This is a genomic window from Nocardiopsis akebiae, assembly GCF_018316795.1.
GTDB classification, from domain to species: domain Bacteria; phylum Actinomycetota; class Actinomycetes; order Streptosporangiales; family Streptosporangiaceae; genus Nocardiopsis; species Nocardiopsis dassonvillei.
Window position 1 is genome coordinate 900,812 of sequence record NZ_CP074132.1, and the last position, 16,611, is coordinate 917,422.

The following is a 16,611-nucleotide window of genomic DNA, read 5'->3' on the forward strand; positions in this document are numbered from 1 at the left end:
TCCGTATCCGGGCGCGTTTCCCGGCGTCGGCGCGGGGCGGGGTGCGCGGGGTTGCACCTTCCGTAGCGGCATGTGGTCTGGTGGACCCACGTCCCGGTCCCCTGAGGAAAGCCACCCTGATCATGCACTCGTCCTTCACGCCGCCCCGCCGGGTCAAGATCGGTGACGCGGCGGCCTTCGTCGGCAGCACGCCACGGGCGATCCGCCACTACCACGAGATCGGCCTGCTCCCCGAGCCCGAGCGCGGCGCCGACGGCCGCCGCCGCTACGGGTACGGGGACATGATCCGCCTGCTGTGGATCCGCAGGATGGCCGACGCCGGGGTCGCCCTGGACGACATCCGCGACTCCTTCACCACCGGCACGGCTACCGCCGGTGCCGACGCCGACGGTGCGGACGGTATCGCGGGCGTCCTGGAGCGGTTGGAGGAGAGCCTCGCCGAGCAGGAGGAGGAACTGCGGCGGCAGCGGACCGCCGTGCGGAGGATGCGCACCGAGGGCAGCCGGATGGGCCTGCTCTCCGACTTCGTCACCGACCGTTTCAAGAACCTGCCCGGGGGTTCCCTGCGCCAGGCGGACCTGGACGACCTGCTGGTCACCGAGCGGGTCTTCGGCCCGCTCGGCGCGGCCGTCCGGGCCGGCCGCTTCATCGCCCTGGCCACGCATCCCGCTCTGCGGGAGGAGTCCGACCGCCTCAATGACGCCGAGGAGGCACTCGACGACAGCGTCGCCGTCGACGATCCACGGGTGGCCCGGGTGGCCGCCGAACGGCACGCCTTCGAAAGCGCCCTGCACGCTGCCATCGAGGAGTCGGGCCCGGGGGAGGAGGACGACGCCCTCTTCGACGCCTGGGACGCTCTGCACCCCGCTCCCGCCGATGACGGGGCCGATCCCGGTTCCTGCAAGCGGGAACCGGGTTCCATGAGCGCGTTCGAAGCCTTCGGCAAGATGCCCTACGACTTCTCCCCGGCCCGGCAGCGCTGTATGGAACTGGCCGAGGAGCTGTCCGTCCGGGACCGGTCCGCCAACTGAGACACGGCCCGGACGCCGGTCCGGGGGTGCAGAGCCCGCCATCGGGCCCGGGACGGGGGCCACCACCGGTTCTGGGCCGCCCGCCGGGACCGAGGAACGCGGCCCGCCCGGGCCCGACGGATCGCACGGCGTTCGCGCCGCCTCCGCCGGGCCGAGCGGGCCCACCGGCCGTCGGACCACTAAGCGCGGATGTTGACGTCCACGCAGGCGTAGAAGGCGTTACCGGTGTCGGCGACGTTCCACCTGGCCAGCAGCGTGTGCCGTCCGCTGTACCCCGACAGGTCCACGGTGTGGCTGAACGACCACGGCGGACGGGCGCCGTGGTCGTTGAACACGGCCACCCGGTGGTTGCCGATGAAGTACTCCCAGGTGGAGGTCGAGTGCGCGGCCGTGATGGTCCACTCGAACGTCTGGACGCGGCCGACGTCGGTCACCCGCCAGCCCCGGCTGTCGTCGTTCAGCTCGGCGAAGCGGCCGACGCCGCCGTTGCACTGCATGAGCCCCTTGGGGCCCTCGACGCTCTGCGGCTCCCACTGGATGCCGCCGCACTGGACGATGCCCGCGGCGCACTGGGCCTGGCGGCTCATCGGGTTGGAGATGTAGCCGTGGGCGCTGGCCGTGCCCGCGGGCATGAGGCCGAAGAAGAGGGTGGTGGCGGCGGCCAGCGCCGCCGCGGTGCGGAGCCGGTGCCGGTTGCGGGGGCGGGGGGTGTCGTACTTGCGGTTCAGCATGTGCGGGTCCTTCGTCATGGATCGCGTCCCGGCGCGCAGGGCCGGGACGGTAGCGGGAATCCGTCGGGGGAGGCCCGGGCCGGTACCTGCCCGGGGCGAAGGTGAGCGCTCGCGACTGCGGGGGGAGGGCCGCGGGCGTCGAGTCCCTGAGGACGCGGCGCCCGGAGTCCCTCTGGAACAGGGGTTTCCCGCTCGGGGAGGCCGGTAAGCGGGCCGTGGCGAGGAGTCGTGTCCCCGGGCCGGGGCGGGGCACGCGGGCCGACCGGACCGGCCGCAGGACCGGTCGGGGCCGTTCGCCGGGCGGTACGGGAGGGGTCACCGGACACGTGCGGACGGGAGCTGGAAGGACCCGGCCCCGCCGCGCGTGTGGTCCGCTCCGGCCGTAGGTGGACCAATCCCGGCGCGGCGGGAGGCGGCATTAGACCTCACCTGGAGGCCACTGTTTCCTTCCCTCTTCTTCCTTTTCCCTTCCCGGAACCGAGTCCACCCACGGTTTTCGGAACCGCGTTCGGCCCGGGTCCCGGGCCCGCCCACCGCCCCCGGCCTGCGCCCCGGCCGCCACTGGCGCCCCCGGTCGGCCGTCCGCACGCAGCGGCGCCCGGGCACACCGCAGCGCCACGCCGCCGTTCATGGGGTTCCCGACCCCAGGCGGGCGATCCGTGAAGATGGCGCGGTGGATCATCCGAAGCCGGTAACCCGGTGATCCGTCTCCCGTCGGCGCCGTCCCCCGGGAGCCGCTTCCGGTACCGCACGAGCGAGAGGTGAAACGGTGGCCACCGACGGAGGGCAGCACCGTCCGGACCGCGAACCGGAACCGGGCACCGGACCGGAACCGGGAACCGAGCCGGAACCGGAAACCGGACCGGAGACCCCCGAGGAGGCGGAGCACGGCCCGAGCCGCCTCAAACCGGTCGTGTTCTACGGCTCGTCCGTGCTGATCGTCGCGCTCTCGATCTGGGCGATCGCCGCGCCCGCGCACGCCGGGAACACCATCGGCGCCGTCGTGACGTGGATCTCCGAGGTGTTCGGCTGGTACTACTTCCTCGCCACCACCCTCTACCTCGGGTTCGTGGTGGTCATCGCCCTCTCCCGCTACGGCGGGGTCAAGCTCGGCCCCCAGCACTCCAAGCCGGACTACGGGGTGTTCGCGTGGGCGGCCATGCTGTTCGCGGCGGGCATCGGCATCGACCTGCTCTTCTTCTCCGTCTCCGGGCCGGTCAGCCACTACCTGGCGCCGCCCGAGGGCGACGCGCAGACCATCGAGGCGGCCCGCCAGGCCGTGGTGTGGACGCTCTTCCACTACGGCGTGACCGGCTGGGCGATGTACGCGCTGATGGGCATGGCCCTGGGCTACTTCTCCTTCCGCTACCACCTGCCCCTGGCCATCCGCTCGGCCCTGTACCCGCTGATCGGCAGGCGCATCCACGGCCCGGTCGGCGACGCGGTCGACCTGGCGGCCGTCATCGGCACGATCTTCGGCATCTCCGTGTCGCTCGGCATCGGCGTCGTGCAGCTCAACTACGGGCTCAACTTCCTCTTCGGCGTCCCCGAGGGCGTCGCGGCCCAGCTGGGCCTGATCATCGTCGCCGTGCTCGTGGCCACGATGTCGGCGGTGGCGGGCGTGGACCGGGGCATCCGGCGGCTGTCCGAGATCAACGTCGTGCTCGCCGTCGTCCTGATGCTGTACGTGCTGGTCTTCGAGGACCCCCTCTACCTGCTCAACGCCCTGGTCCTCAACATCGGCGACTACCTCAGCCGCTTCCCCTCCATGACGCTGAACACCTTCGCCTACGACCCGCCGACCGACTGGCTCAACGCCTGGACGCTGTTCTTCTGGGCCTGGTGGATCGCCTGGGCCCCGTTCGTGGGGATGTTCCTGGCCCGGATCTCGCGCGGCCGCACCATCCGGCAGTTCGTGGCGGCGACGCTGGTGGTCCCGCTCCTGTTCACGCTGACCTTCCTGTCCTTCTTCGGCAACAGCGCGCTGAGCGTGGTGCGCGAGGGCGGCGCCGCGTTCGGCGAGGCCGCCATGAACCAGCCCGAACAGGGCTTCTACACGCTGCTCGCGCAGTACCCGGGCGTCCTGTTCAGCGCCGGGCTGGCCACGGTGGTCGGACTGCTCTTCTACGTCACCTCCGCCGACTCCGGCGCGCTGGTGATGGGCAACCTCAGCTCCCACCTGCCGACGCCGCTCACCGACGCCGCCCCGTGGCTGCGCGTCTTCTGGTCGGCGGCGACCGGCCTGCTCACCCTCGCCATGCTCCTGGTCGGCGGGGTGGACACGCTGACCAGCGCGACCATCATCATGGGCCTGCCGTTCTCGTTCGTGATGTTCGTGATCATGTGGGGCCTGTTCAAGGCGCTGCGGGTCGAGAAGTTCCGCAAGGACGCCTTCCGGACCACCCTGTCCTCGTCGCTGTCGGACCGGACCGCGGCCGACCGGCGGGGGCCAGAACGTAACTGGCGCCAGCGGGTCAGGCGGGCGGTGGGCTTCCCCGGCAGGCGGGCGGCCGAGCGGTTCGTCCGCGACGTGTGCCGCCCGGCGTTCCGGGAGGTCGCCGAGGAGCTGCGTGAACAGGGCGCGGAGGCGTCGGTGACCGAGGGGGTGGACGAGGCCGTCGGCATCGCCTACCTGGAGCTGCGGGCGCCGATGGGCGAGGAGGAGGAGTTCAGCTACCGGGTGTGGCCGATGGAGGTGCCCACCCCCGCGTTCGCCATGCGCTCGCTCGCCGAGCACGACACCTACGTGCGCTTCGAGGTCTACCTCACCGAGGGCAGCCAGGGCTACGACGTGATGGGCTACACCAAGGAGCAGCTCATCGGCAACATCCTCGACGAGTACGAGCGGCACCTGGAGTTCCTGCGGCTGCACCGGGAGGCGACCTCGGGCTCCGCGCTCCCCGACCACGGGCCGGGCACCGCCGAGGTCCAGGACACCGAGGAGCGCTGAGGGCGTTCGCCAGTAGGTGCCGGATCCGGCCCGGCCGGAAGCGCCGCCGGTGTGGCACGGCCGGTGTGACGCGAGGGTTTCGACCTGCGGCGATCCTGTGCTCGTAGCGGGTCCGGGCGGTCGGACCCCGCCATGGGCGCGGGACCGCGGCGGACGGGGAGGGCCGCACGGCTGGAGGCGGTGTCCGGGAGGCGTCCGAGTGACATCCGAAATGTCGGGCCGCACGCGTAGCCTCTTCGCGGATCCGCGGGCGGCGCCCCCGGCCGCCCTCCCCGAACCCCCTCACCGCAGGAGCTTTCCATGCACGAGCACCCGACCGTCCGGGTCTTCCGCACCGAGCGGCAGCGGGCCGAGACGGGGGAGTGGTCGTCCGACCACCGGCTGGTGGTCGGTTTCGAACCAGGCGCAGCCGTGCCGCTGGCCCAGCTCGGCTGGCGCGACCTCGACGGAGCGGAGGCGGTGGCCGGGTTCGACCCCGGCATGACCACGTTCACCGGCACGCGGACCACCGCGGACGGCGCGTCCCACGCCTGGCGGGGACGGCTGGTGGAACGGCTCACCGACCGCCCCGTCCACAGGTTCGCCGTCGAGGGCGCGGACGGGGAGGAGGAACTGCGGCTGCTCATCGAGGACGGCGGCTCCCCGGCCGCGCGGATCACCTGGGCCGACCGCGAGGGCGGCGGCGGTGCGGTCGCCCTGCGCACCATCGACCTGGCGGAGGCCGGGAGCGGGCAGGAGGCCACCGGCGGGGTGCGCGAGGTGCGGGCGGGCAACGAGCACACGCGGGCGGGCGAGGTCGCCGCCAACCTCCTCGACGACACCTCCTCCAAGTGGCTGAGCTGGCGCGACGCCGACTGGCTGGAGTTCACCATGGCCGAGCCCGTCAGCGTCCGGCACTACGCCCTGGTCTCGGCCAACGACTTCGCCGACCGCGACCCCCGGAACTGGACGCTCAAGGGCTCGGCGGACGGCCGGACCTGGGTCGTGCTCGACACCCGCTCCGACGAGTTCTTCCCCGGCCGCCACCACGCCCGCGACTTCCACGTCACCGACCCGGCGGCGGACACCCCCTACCGGCACCTGCGGCTGGAGATCACCGGCAACTGCGGCGGCTCCGAGATCCAGCTCAACCGGGTGCGCTTCTTCTCCGAGGGCCGCACCTACGAGGCGTTCGACGGACACCGCTACACGGCGGGCGGCGCGCCCTCCCCGTACGGGGGGACCGTGCGCGACCTGTCGGCCCGCGTCCCGGCCACCGCCGAGCAGTGGCGGGACTACCTGACCGGGTACAGCGCGGACGTGCTGCGGGTCCTGACCGGGGACGAACTCCCCGGGACCACCGCGGAGCAGCGCGCCGCCTCCTGGCTGGGCCGCGACGGCGCCCCCGAGGAGCGGATCGCGGAGCTGGAGGAGCGGCTCGGCAGGAGGCTCCCGCCCGGCTACCGCGCCTTCCTGGAGGCCTCCGACGGCTGGGGGCCCGCGAGCACGTTCGTCCACGGCCTGCGCTCCACCGCCACCGTCGGCTGGGCGGCCGACCTGGAGGACGGGTGCGGTGTGGACGCCGCCCCCGCGACGGGGGAGGGCGGGCCCACCGGACCGCTGCTGCTGGTCTCGGCCCCGGGAGGCGCCCAGGACTGGGTGCTGGACGCGGGCGACGCCTCCCCCGACGGCGAGTGGGCCGCCTACGCCTGGGCGAGCTGGCACCCCGGCCCGGGCGAGCGCCACCGCTCCTTCGCCGACCTCGTGGCCGCCGAACGCGCCTCGTTCGAGGAACTGCTCGGTGCGCAGGGGCGCCCGGTGCGCCCGGAGGGAGCGCTCGAACTCCTGGCCCGGGGCCGCCGCGCCGCGCTGGAGGGCCGGGTGGAGGAGGCGCTCAGCGCCCTGCGCAGGGCCAAGGAGAAGGGGTCGGGCGCCGCCGCCTACCTCGAAGTCGTCCTCGCGGCCTTCCTCGACGCGCGGGGGACGCACCACAGGCTGCGCGGCCTGCTGCACCGCCCCCACGTGGTCGCCGAGGTCGGCACCGGGCGCATCGAGGCCGAGGCGGTGCCGCTCTACCTGCACAGCGCCGGTCTGGACACCCCCGGCGGCGCGGCCTACGCCGAACGCGCCCTGGCCGGGGCCGTACCCGGCCTCACCGTCCCCTCCGGCGAGGCCGAACGGCGGGAGTGGCTGGCCTCCCGCCGGCTGCCGGAGCCGCCCGCCTTCGAGCGCGCCCTCGACATGGCCCGCGAGCTGGCCGCCAGAGGCGCCGCCGACGAGGCCTGGGCCGCCATCGAGGGGGCCCTGCCCGGGTGGTACCCGCTGGAGCCGAACCGGATCGCCCCGGTGGTCCTGCTCACCGACCCCGCGCTCCGCGGGGTGGTCACCCCCGCCCGCGCCCGGGAGGCGGCGTTCACCCCGCGCGGCCTCCCGGCCGCCGCCGGTGATGCGGCGCGCCGGATCGAGAGCGCGGACGGACCCGCCGCGCCCGGGGACTCCGGCCGGGCCCGGGCCCGCCTCGACGCGCGCTGACCGAACCGTGCCCGCCCGCGCCGTTCCGGGACAGGGGGAGCGGCGCGGGCGGGCACGCATCAGCCCTGTTCCAGCTCGCGCAGGTACTCGGCGAACTTCTCCAGGCCGTCGATGTTGCGCGGACCGGAGATGCCCTCGTTGTAGTCCAGGACGAAGAAGTTCTCCTCGACCACCGCCGGGACCTCTGACATCGCGGGGAAGGAGCTGAGGAAGTCGATCTTCTCCTGCGCGGGCTGGTCGCCGTAGTCGAGGATGATGACGACCTCCGGCTCGGCCTCCACCACCGCCTCCCAGCCGACCTGGGTCCAGCGCTCGTCGAGGCCGGCGAAGATGTTCTCCCCGCCCGCGTGGCTGATGATGTCGTCGGGCGGGACCTGGCTGCCCGCGGTGAAGGGCTGGTCGGTGCCCGAGTCGTAGAGGAACACGGGGACCGGGTCGCCGGCGGGGGCCTGCTCCTCCACGGCGGTCACCCGCGCCCGGTAGTCGGTGACGAGCTCCTCGGCGCGGTCCTCGACCCCGAAGATCTTCCCCAGCCGCTCCAGGTCGGTGTACAGGCCCTCGAAGGGGGCGGCCTCCTCGGGGTGTCCCGGGTAGTTGAAGCAGGACTCGGTGTGCATGAAGCTCTGGACGCCGAGCCCGTCCAGGATCTCGGGGGTGATGCCCCGCTCCTCGCTGAACCCGGAGTTCCACCCGGCGACGACGAGGTCGGCCCCGGCGTCCACGACGAGCTCCCGGTTGAGCAGGTCGTCGCTGAGGAACTCCACCTGTGCGTACTCCTCGGCCCAGGGCGACTCCTCCACCGGCGGGTTGGCGGGGGGCATCACGTACCCGTGCACGTGGTCGGTGAGACCGAGGGCGAACAGCTTGTCCGCGCTCCCGGCCTCGTAGGCCACGGCCCGCTGCGGGGTGGTGTACTCCACCTCCTCGCCGCAGCGCCGCACGGTGACCGTGCCCGCGGCCGAGGCCTCCTGCCCTTCCTCGACCCGGGCTCCGCACCCGGCGACCAGGACGGCCACGGCGGTCAGGGGGAGCAGCGAGCGGTGGGACGCGCGGGTCCCGGGGGGTGTCCGGTGTGTCACTGGAGGCCTTTCTCGACGGCGGGGAGCAGCCGGTACAGCAGCTGGGGGTCCCCGGTCAGGGGATGGGGGACGACGGAGGCCTCGATACCGAAGACCTCCAGGAGCAGGGCGGGGGTCAGGACCCGGCCGGGAGCGCCCGCGGCCACCAGACGGCCCTCCTGGAGCACGCCGATCCGGTCGCAGGCCGCCGCGGCCAGGTTGAGGTCGTGCAGGACCACCAGGACGGTCAGCCCCGAGTCCCGCAGCAGGGACAGCAGCGCGATCTGGTGGCGGATGTCCAGGTGGTTGGTGGGCTCGTCCAGGACCAGCACGCTGGGCTCCTGGACCAGGGCGCGGGCCACCAGCACCCGCTGGCGCTCGCCCCCGGACAGCTCCATGACGCCCCGGTGGGCCAGGTGGTCCACCTCCAGGCGCTCCATGGCCCGGCGGCACAGCTCGCGCTCGCGCGCGTCCAGCGGCTGGTTGCCGCGCAGGTGCGGGGCCCGCCCCAGGGCGACGACCTCCTCCACGGTGAAGTCGAGGTCGGTGCCGCTCTCCTGGGTCAGGGCGGCCACGCGCTGCGCGTTCTGGCGCAGGCTCAGTGCGGACAGGTCCTCGTCCCCGACCCACACCGTTCCGCCGCTGGGGCGCAGCGCCCGGTAGACGCAGCGCAGGGCGGTGGACTTGCCCGAGCCGTTGGGGCCCACCAGCCCCACGACCTGACCTTCGGGCACGTCCAGGGAGAGGTCCTGCACGATCTTGGCGCCGCCGAGTTCGACGGACAGCCCGTCCAGGCGCAGGTCCATCATCGTCCTCCGAACAGGTAGCCGCGGCGGCGCATGAGGCCGAGGAAGACCGGTACGCCGATCAGGGCGGTGATGACGCCCAGGGGGAGTTCGCGCGGGGCCGCCACCACGCGGGAGAACAGGTCCACCCAGACCATGAGGACCGCGCCCAGCAGCGGGGCGACGGTGAGCACGCGCCGGTGGTCGGCGCCCACCGCGATCCGCACGATGTGCGGGATGACCAGGCCGACGAAGCCGATCGCGCCGCTGACGGCGACCATGGCCCCGGTCATGACCGCGGTCACCGCGAACAGGACCTTGCGCTGCCGTGCCGCGTCCACGCCCAGGCTCGCCGAGGTCTCGTCGCCCAGGGCCAGCACGTCGAGCGGGCGCGCGAGGCCGCGCAGCACGAGGATTCCCAGCACCACCACGACGGCCACCACGGGCAGGGAGCTCCAGGTGGCCGCGCCGAAGCTCCCCATGGTCCAGAAGAGCACGGTGGCGGTGGCCTCGCTGCTCGGCGCCAGGTAGACGATCACGCTCATCACGGCCTGGAAGCCGAAGGAGAGCGCCACCCCGGTGAGCACCAGGCGCAGGGGGGTGACCCCCGTGGGGGAGCGGGCGACGAGGTGGACGAGCAGCGTCGCGCCCAGCGCGCCCAGGAAGGCCCCGGCGGAGACCGCGTGGATGCCGAGCGCGCCCAGCGCGCCCAGCACGCTGACCAGCACCGCGCCGACGGAGGCGCCGGAGGAGACGCCCAGGATGTAGGGGTCGGCGAGGGCGTTGCGGACCATGGCCTGGACGGCCACGCCCACGACCCCCAGACCGGCGCCGACGACGGCGGCGAGCAGGACCCGGGGGGTGCGGATCTGCCAGATGATCTGGTAGCGGACCACCTCGTCGGCCTGGATCACGCCCCCGCTCAGGGCCGCCCACAGGTAGCGCACCGTCTCGGTCGGCGGGACCACCGCCGATCCCAGGCCGATGGCCAGCACCGCGGAGACCGCGAGGAAGACGCCGAGGACGACCGCGGCGGTGGCCGTGCCCGCCCGAGTGGCCAGCCATCTGACCCCGGCCGGGCCGGTCCCCCCCGGCGCCGCGCTCTCGGAGGCCGTGCCGCCGGTTGCCGCGCCGTCGGGCGCCGGGCGCGTACCGCCGGGCGGGAGGGACACGTGCCGCACCTGTTTCTCCTCCCGCTGGGTCAGCAAAAACGATAATGGTTTTCATATTAGGGCAAAGTCGGTTCCGTCGGAACGGCCGGAGGCGGATGTGTGCGCAACGCGGCCCCTTTGTCCGGAACCGGCCCGGGCGTGCGCGGTGGTCGCCTCCTGCGGGGCGGCGGTCCTCTCCGGCGGGCCGGGCCGTCCCGCCGCCGGTCGCGGGCGGGGGCGCGCGGTGGCGGGCGGGGGCGCGCGGTGGCGGGCCCCGGCTCGGGTTCGGCCGATAGTGCCTGACCAGAAGGCCGTGGACGGCAGAACCGATTCCGGTGCGCCGATGTGCCGGACTCTCCCGTAACGCCCCGGTGCGCTCCGCGGTCCGCGGCGGGACGGGCCGCCCGGGGGTTATGCGTTCTCACTCTCCGGAAACGATCAGATGCGATACGTAGTCGAATCCGAAGGGGGCTCGCGTGCGCGCCACAGTGGGCATCACCGCCGCCGTCCTGTCCGCCGCCGTGCTGGCGCCCGCCACCGCACTGGCGCCCGCCGCCGCGCACGCCGCCGAGGCGGTCCCGCTCGCCGTCGCCGTCGCCGGTCTGCACGTCACCGACGAGAACCGGCAGGGGTACGACCGCTCCCTGTTCCCGCACTGGTCCGACGCCGACCGAGACGGCTGCAACACCCGCGCCGAGGTGCTGATCGAGGAGGCCGTCGTCATGCCCGAGGTCGGTGAGCGCTGCCGCCTGAGCGGCGGGCAGTGGGAGTCCTACTACGACGGGCGCGCGCACACCGAGGCCCGCGCCCTGGACATCGACCACATGGTGCCCCTGGCCGAGGCCTGGGACTCGGGCGCCTCGGAGTGGACCACCGACCGCCGCCGCGACTACGCCAACGACATGGGCGAACCGGTCGCGCTGGTGGCGGTCACCGCGGCGCAGAACCGTTCCAAGGCCGACAAGGACCCGGCGCAGTGGCTGCCCGCCTCGGCGGAGGCGCACTGCCGCTACGCCACCGAGTGGACCACGGTCAAGGTCCGCTGGGCCCTGACGGTGGACCCGGCCGAGCACGAGGCGCTCGTCGCCCTCGCCGCGGAGTGCCCCGACGCCGTGGTCGAGACCGAGGCGGCCTGAACCGCCCGGGGCGGGTCGGCCCGCGCGAGCGGGGGCGTCCCCCGCGGGACCCGGCGGAGTGCGCCCGGGCCGGGGCGGGCCCGGGAGACGGAACCTGGCTGGCCAGGTGGCGCCTGGGAGCGCGTTCATCGCCGGGGGTGTTGGCCCAGCGTGATACACACGCTACCGAACGTGAAAAGGAAAGCCGCGTTCTCTACATCCCTCAGACCATGTGGAGGAAACACCGCATGACCCTGCCCTGTCACAACCCCGCAGTGGGCGCGCGAGCGGCCCCCGCCCCGGACCCGAGCCGGGCCCGCGACCTTCCCGGGGAGGCTCAGTGAGACGCGAGGCAGTCGTCACCGGCATCGGCGTGGTGGCACCCGGAGCGATCGGCGCGGCCGCGTTCTGGGAGATGCTCACCGCGGGACGCACGGCCACCCGCCACGTCACCCTGTTCGACGCGTCCGACTTCCGCTCCAGGATCGCCGCCGAGGTCGACTTCGACCCCGCCGCGCACGGACTGGACGAGCACCAGGCCGAACGCATGGACAGGTACGTGCAGTTCGCCGCCGTCGCCACCGCCGAGGCGCTGGCCGACAGCGCCCCGCCCCTGTCCGAGGTCTCGCCCTGGCGCGTGGGCGTGAGCATGGGGACGGCGGTCGGCGGCACCACCCGCCTGGAGAGGGACTACGTCGAGATGAGCCGGGGCGGCGCCGACTGGGTCGTCGACCCCGAGGCCGCCTCACCCCACCTGTACCGGGCGGTGACGCCCAGCGCCCTGTCCGGCGAGATCGCCGAACTGGTCGGCGCGCGCGGACCGGTGCGCACGGTCTCCACCGGCTGCACGTCCGGCCTGGACGCCGTCGGCTACGCCGCCCAGGCCATCGAGGACGACCTCGCCGACGTGGTCGTCGCGGGAGCGGCCGAGTCGCCGATCTCTCCCATCGCCATGGCCTGCTTCGACGCCATCAGGGCGACCTCGGACAGCAACGACGACCCCGGCCGGGCCTCCCGGCCCTTCGACCGCGAGCGCAACGGCTTCGTCATGGGCGAGGGCGCGGCCGTCCTCATCCTGGAGGAGGCCTCCATCGCCCGCCGCCGGGGCGCGCGGATCCGCTGCCGTGTGGCGGGCTTCGCCAACCACGGCAACGCCTTCCACATGACCGGCCTGCGCCGCGAGGGGCAGGAGATGGCGAGGGCCATCACCACCGCCCTGGACCAGGCGCGGCTTCCCGTCACCGACGTGGACTACGTCAACGCCCACGGATCGGGCACCGTGCAGAACGACCGACACGAGACCGACGCCGTCAAGCGCTCCCTGGGCGAGCACGCGCGGCGGGTGACCATGTCCTCCATCAAGTCGATGGTGGGGCACTCGCTGGGCGCGATCGGCTCCATCGAACTGGCCGCCTGCGTGCTGGCCATGGACACCGGCGTCGTGCCGCCGACGGCCAACCTGAGCACGCCCGACCCCGAGTGCGACCTGGACTACGTTCCGGTGACCGCCCGCGAGCGGCGCACCGACGTCGTGCTCTCCGTGGGCAGCGGCTTCGGCGGTTTCCAGTCCGCGGTCGTCCTGGACCGGGGCAGCGAGGTGCGCGTATGAGCACGGTCATCACCGGACTCGGCACGGTCTCGCCCGCCGGGGTGGGCGTGCCGGAGTACTGGCAGGCGGTCCGGGAGGGCCGCTCGCTCCTCGCGCCGATCCCCGACTTCGACACCGACGGCTTCCACGTGCGCGTGGGCGGGAAGATCCCCGGCTTCGACCCTTACGACCACCTCGACGGCCGCTACGTCGTCCAGACCGACGCCTTCAGCTGGTTCGCGATGGTCGCGGCCGGCGAGGCCCTGCGCGACTCGGGGCTGGACCCCGCCGCCGACCCCTACGCGGTCGGCGTGCTGATCTGCAGCTGCACGGGCGGCGTCGAGTTCGGCCAGCGCGAGATCGAGGCCCTGTGGAGCAAGGGGCCCGACCACGTCGGCCCCTACCAGTCCATCGCCTGGTTCTACGCGGCGAGCACCGGACAGATCTCCATCAGCAACGGCCTCAAGGGCATGTGCGGGGTGCTGGTCACCGACGAGCCGGGCATGCTCGACGCCCTGGGCCAGAGCGAACGGGCCCTGCGGCGCGGGACCTCCGCGATGCTGGTGGGCGGCAGCGAGGCCCCGATCGGCTCCCCGTTCGCGCTGGCCTGCCACGCCGGGGCCGAGGTCCTCAGCCGAGGAGACGACCCCCGCACGGCCTACCTCCCCTTCACCGAGGGGGCGGCCGGACACGTCCCGGCCGAGGGCGCGGCCGTCGCCGTGGTGGAGGACGGGGCCGCCGCGCGGGCGCGCGGCGCCAGGATCCGGGCCGAGGTCGCGGGGCACGCGAGCACCTTCGGCGGGGTCGGATCGTTCGACCCGGGCGGAGCCGGACTCCTGCACGCGGCGCGGGAGGCGATGCGCCGGGCCGCCGTCGCCCCCGAGGACGTGGACGTGGTCTTCGCCGACGCGGTGGGCACGCCCAAGGCCGACGCCGACGAGGCCGCCGTGCTGCGCGAGCTGTTCCCCGGCGGGGTGGCCGTCACCGCGCCCAAGACCGGCTTCGGACGCGCCTACGCCGGGGCGGGCGCACTGGACGTGGCCGCCGCGGTCCTGAGCCTGGAACACCAGGTCGTGCCGCCAACGCCCAACGTCCCCGACGCGCCCAGCGGCCTGGACCTGGTCGTGCGGGTGCCGCGCGCCGCGCGCCTGCGCACCGCACTGGTCCTGTCGCGCGGCCTGGGCGGCGGCAATTCCGCCGTCGTCCTGACCCGCCCCGATCCGGCCTGACCCGATCCGGGCCGACGAACAGACCCGCACCCGGCACGCGGACCGACATGTGACGCGGCACGCGCGCCGGGACCCGAACCGACATACGAGATCCCTGAGGAGACCCATGTCCGACAGACACATCGAGATGGAGGAGCTGGTGGAACTCATGTCCGCCTGCGCCGGTGTCCGGACCGACGCCGCCACCGCCTCCACGAGCACCTTCGACGAACTGGGGATCGACTCCCTGGGCGTCATGGGCATCGTCGCCGAGATCGAGCGCCGTGTCGGCCGCAAGCTCGGGGCGGACGCCGAGGCGGCGCCCTCCCCGGACTCGCTGGCCGCCCTCGTCAACGGGGGCGTCGCCGCCCCCGCGAAAGGAATGTGATCCCGTGCCCGGAAGCATCGAGCACAGCGTCGTCATCGACGCGCCCTACGACTTCGTCTGGGACCTGACCAACGACGTCGCCTCCTGGCCCCAGATCTTCACCTGGCACTCCTCGGTGGAGGTCCTGGAGCAGGACGGCGACACCACGCGCTTCCGCGTCACCAAGAACCCCGACAAGCAGGGGCGCGTGTGGAGCTGGGTGTCCGAGCGCACCGTGGACCGCGAGGCGGGGGAGGCGTGGTCCCACCGCGTCCAGACCGAGGGCTTCGAGTACGTGCGGATCCACTGGAACTACGAGCAGGTGCCGGAGGGGGTGCGTCTGACCTGGAGCTACCAGTTCGCCATGAGGCCCGACGCGCCCTTCGACGACGAGCAGATGACCGTCAAGTACAACCAGAACGTCCCGACCGAGATGGAGCACATCAAGAAGAACGTCGAGGCGGCGGCGCGGGCGCGGATGGAGGAGGCCACCACCTGAGCGGCGCCCGCTGACCGGTGCCCGCCGGGACCGCGGCCGTCCCCGTGCTCCGCGCGGGGGCGGCCGCGGTCGCCTTTACCCGATAGGGGTAGGAGGTAGGCCGGGGGCGGTCGGGGGCCTTTGAAGGGCGGTCCTACCCTGGTGGAGACGGTCCGGACGGGATTCCGGGCACCGGACGGAACCCGCCGTGCGCGGCGGAGGGCGAGGGGAGGAGGCGCTGGTGACGATCACCTACGCCCGTGTCCCGTCGCTCCTTCCGCGTGGCGCGGCACCCACGGTGGGAGCCGTGGGCAGGGCCGCGCGCGGGCGCTCCGCGCATCCCGGCCCAGCCTGGGTGCGGATGCTGCTCCTGGTGTCCGTGCTGCTCGGTGTGGCGGGAATGCACACCCTGGGGCACGCGTCCACGCACACGGAGCACACCTCTCCCGTCTCCACCGCCTCGGTCGTCGCGCACGCCGACCCCGTTCCGGAGGCGCAGGCCGCCCCTGCGGCCCACGCTGTGTCCGCGGCCGGTGCGCACGCCGTTTTTGTTCCGGAGGCGGACGCCGCCGCGGGCGGGTACCCCGTCCCGAACACGCATGACGCCGCGGGCGGGTACTCCGACCCGGACGCCCACGCCGCCTCCCCCGTCACCGACCCGACGACGATGTGCCTGGCGGTGGCCGCCCTGGTGGCCGCCCTCGTCGGGCTGGCCGCCGCGGTCTTCCTCCCCTGGCCGGGACCGCTGCCGAGGCCGCCGTCCTCGCTGCTCCGGCGGGCGGTGCGCGTCGCGCCGCCCGAACCCCCGTGTCTGGCGAAGTTGCAGGTGCTGAGGGTGTAGATGCCCTTCCCGGGTGGTGCGGCGGCCCCACGCGCCCCGACACCCGGTCCCGAGCCCTGTTCACCTCGCCGCGGCGCGCCGCGCCATGCGCGAAGAAGCCATGAAGAAGGACCGACGATGACCACGCAGTTCCGTACCCGCGCGTTCCCGGCGGCTCCGGCGGCACTGGCCGCCGCCCTGTTCCTCGCCTCCTGCGGCGGCGGGGAGGCCCCCGACCCCGCGCCCGGGTCCGCCGAGCAGCCGACGGCGGAGCAGTCGGCGGCCGAGTTCAACGACGCAGACGTCATGTTCGCCCGGATGATGATCCCCCACCACGAGCAGGCCGTGGAGATGTCCCGGCTCGCCGAGGACCGGGCGGGGGAGGAGGTCGCGGCCCTCGCGGCCGAGATCGAGGCTGCCCAGGGGCCCGAGATCGAACAGCTCCGGGGGATGCTGGACGCCTGGGGGGTCGAGCCCGAGGGCGACGGGGAGCACCACGGCATGTCCGGGATGATGACCGAGGAGCAGATGGCGGAGCTGGAGCGCGCCGAGGGGGAGGCCTTCGACACGCTGTTCCTGGAGCTGATGATCGCCCACCACCGGGGCGCGGTCCAGATGGCCGAGGACCAGCTGGAGAACGGCGTCGCCCCCGAGGCCGGTGAACTGGCCCGGGAGGTCGTCGACGCCCAGGAGGCCGAGATCGAGGAGATGGAGTCGATGCTCGGCCGAGGCGGCGGCTCCGGGGACGACGGTTCCGGGCAGGACGCCGAGGGGGACCACGGCGGTCACTGACCCGGCCCGACCCGCGGCGGGCGCCG

At 73.8% G+C, this 16,611-nt stretch carries 14 protein-coding genes; 10 read left to right on the forward strand and 4 right to left on the reverse strand.

The window, feature by feature from the left end; genetic code table 11:
• Positions 1 to 122: 122 nt before the first annotated feature.
• Positions 123 to 1,031, forward strand: a complete 909-nt coding sequence (locus tag KGD83_RS03865; protein WP_212642554.1) for a MerR family transcriptional regulator — start codon at positions 123 to 125, stop codon at positions 1,029 to 1,031.
• A 179-nt stretch (positions 1,032 to 1,210) separates the two neighbouring features.
• On the opposite strand, the gene KGD83_RS03870 is transcribed toward KGD83_RS03865, so the two are convergent.
• Positions 1,211 to 1,762 (reverse strand): lytic polysaccharide monooxygenase auxiliary activity family 9 protein, encoded by a 552-nt coding sequence (locus KGD83_RS03870; protein ID WP_212642555.1) that lies wholly within the window; start codon positions 1,760 to 1,762, stop codon positions 1,211 to 1,213.
• A 769-nt stretch (positions 1,763 to 2,531) separates the two neighbouring features.
• On the opposite strand from KGD83_RS03870, the gene betT reads away from it, so the two are divergent.
• Entirely contained in the window at positions 2,532 to 4,712 is a 2,181-nt protein-coding gene (gene betT, locus KGD83_RS03875) for a choline BCCT transporter BetT (protein ID WP_212642556.1), read from the forward strand.
• 300 nt (positions 4,713 to 5,012) lie between these two features.
• The gene (locus tag KGD83_RS03880) at positions 5,013 to 7,223 is read left to right on the forward strand and encodes a discoidin domain-containing protein (protein ID WP_212642557.1); all 2,211 of its coding nucleotides are present in this window, start codon (positions 5,013 to 5,015) and stop codon (positions 7,221 to 7,223) included.
• Positions 7,224 to 7,282: 59 nt separating this feature from the next.
• Here KGD83_RS03880 and KGD83_RS03885 read toward each other — a convergent pair whose 3' ends face one another.
• The 3 genes from KGD83_RS03885 to KGD83_RS03895 are packed head-to-tail and all read right to left on the reverse strand — an operon-like array spanning position 7,283 to position 10,238.
• The gene (locus KGD83_RS03885; RefSeq protein WP_212642558.1) at positions 7,283 to 8,302 is read right to left on the reverse strand and encodes an ABC transporter substrate-binding protein; all 1,020 of its coding nucleotides are present in this window, start codon (positions 8,300 to 8,302) and stop codon (positions 7,283 to 7,285) included.
• The gene (locus tag KGD83_RS03890; RefSeq protein WP_212642559.1) at positions 8,299 to 9,087 is read right to left on the reverse strand and encodes an ABC transporter ATP-binding protein; all 789 of its coding nucleotides are present in this window, start codon (positions 9,085 to 9,087) and stop codon (positions 8,299 to 8,301) included. Before KGD83_RS03890 ends, KGD83_RS03885 begins: the two co-directional genes overlap by 4 nt.
• Positions 9,087 to 10,238 (reverse strand): FecCD family ABC transporter permease, encoded by a 1,152-nt coding sequence (locus tag KGD83_RS03895; RefSeq protein ID WP_212644257.1) that lies wholly within the window; start codon positions 10,236 to 10,238, stop codon positions 9,087 to 9,089. Before KGD83_RS03895 ends, KGD83_RS03890 begins: the two co-directional genes overlap by 1 nt.
• 455 nt (positions 10,239 to 10,693) lie before the next feature.
• Here KGD83_RS03895 and KGD83_RS03900 point away from each other — a divergent pair, with 455 nt between their 5' ends.
• The 7 genes from KGD83_RS03900 to KGD83_RS03930 all read left to right on the forward strand — a co-directional run bounded on the left by KGD83_RS03900 (position 10,694) and on the right by KGD83_RS03930 (position 16,585).
• On the forward strand, positions 10,694 to 11,353 hold the full coding sequence (locus tag KGD83_RS03900; protein ID WP_212642560.1) for an HNH endonuclease family protein: 660 nt from the start codon (positions 10,694 to 10,696) through the stop codon (positions 11,351 to 11,353).
• Positions 11,354 to 11,672: 319 nt separating this feature from the next.
• Positions 11,673 to 12,941 (forward strand): beta-ketoacyl-[acyl-carrier-protein] synthase family protein, encoded by a 1,269-nt coding sequence (locus KGD83_RS03905; protein WP_212642561.1) that lies wholly within the window; start codon positions 11,673 to 11,675, stop codon positions 12,939 to 12,941.
• Positions 12,938 to 14,149 (forward strand): beta-ketoacyl synthase N-terminal-like domain-containing protein, encoded by a 1,212-nt coding sequence (locus KGD83_RS03910; protein ID WP_212642562.1) that lies wholly within the window; start codon positions 12,938 to 12,940, stop codon positions 14,147 to 14,149. The genes KGD83_RS03905 and KGD83_RS03910 overlap by 4 nt, the downstream gene beginning before the upstream one ends.
• 106 nt (positions 14,150 to 14,255) lie before the next feature.
• Positions 14,256 to 14,516 (forward strand): acyl carrier protein, encoded by a 261-nt coding sequence (locus tag KGD83_RS03915; protein ID WP_212642563.1) that lies wholly within the window; start codon positions 14,256 to 14,258, stop codon positions 14,514 to 14,516.
• Positions 14,517 to 14,520: 4 nt separating this feature from the next.
• The gene (locus tag KGD83_RS03920; RefSeq protein WP_047868041.1) at positions 14,521 to 14,994 is read left to right on the forward strand and encodes an SRPBCC family protein; all 474 of its coding nucleotides are present in this window, start codon (positions 14,521 to 14,523) and stop codon (positions 14,992 to 14,994) included.
• 220 nt (positions 14,995 to 15,214) lie between these two features.
• Entirely contained in the window at positions 15,215 to 15,814 is a 600-nt protein-coding gene (locus tag KGD83_RS03925; RefSeq protein WP_249352131.1) for a hypothetical protein, read from the forward strand.
• A 117-nt stretch (positions 15,815 to 15,931) separates the two neighbouring features.
• Positions 15,932 to 16,585: a DUF305 domain-containing protein gene (locus KGD83_RS03930; protein ID WP_212642564.1), complete on the forward strand. Its 654-nt coding sequence runs from the start codon at positions 15,932 to 15,934 to the stop codon at positions 16,583 to 16,585.
• Positions 16,586 to 16,611 lie beyond the last annotated feature (26 nt).

Coding starts and splice junctions, on each gene's coding strand:
- KGD83_RS03865 (WP_212642554.1), top strand. CDS start 123: ATGCACTCGTCCTTCACGCCGCCCCGCCGGGTCAAGATCGGTGACGCG.
- KGD83_RS03870 (WP_212642555.1), bottom strand. CDS start 1,762: ATGCTGAACCGCAAGTACGACACCCCCCGCCCCCGCAACCGGCACCGG.
- KGD83_RS03880 (WP_212642557.1), top strand. CDS start 5,013: ATGCACGAGCACCCGACCGTCCGGGTCTTCCGCACCGAGCGGCAGCGG.
- KGD83_RS03890 (WP_212642559.1), bottom strand. CDS start 9,087: ATGGACCTGCGCCTGGACGGGCTGTCCGTCGAACTCGGCGGCGCCAAG.
- KGD83_RS03910 (WP_212642562.1), top strand. CDS start 12,938: ATGAGCACGGTCATCACCGGACTCGGCACGGTCTCGCCCGCCGGGGTG.
- KGD83_RS03915 (WP_212642563.1), top strand. CDS start 14,256: ATGTCCGACAGACACATCGAGATGGAGGAGCTGGTGGAACTCATGTCC.
- KGD83_RS03930 (WP_212642564.1), top strand. CDS start 15,932: ATGACCACGCAGTTCCGTACCCGCGCGTTCCCGGCGGCTCCGGCGGCA.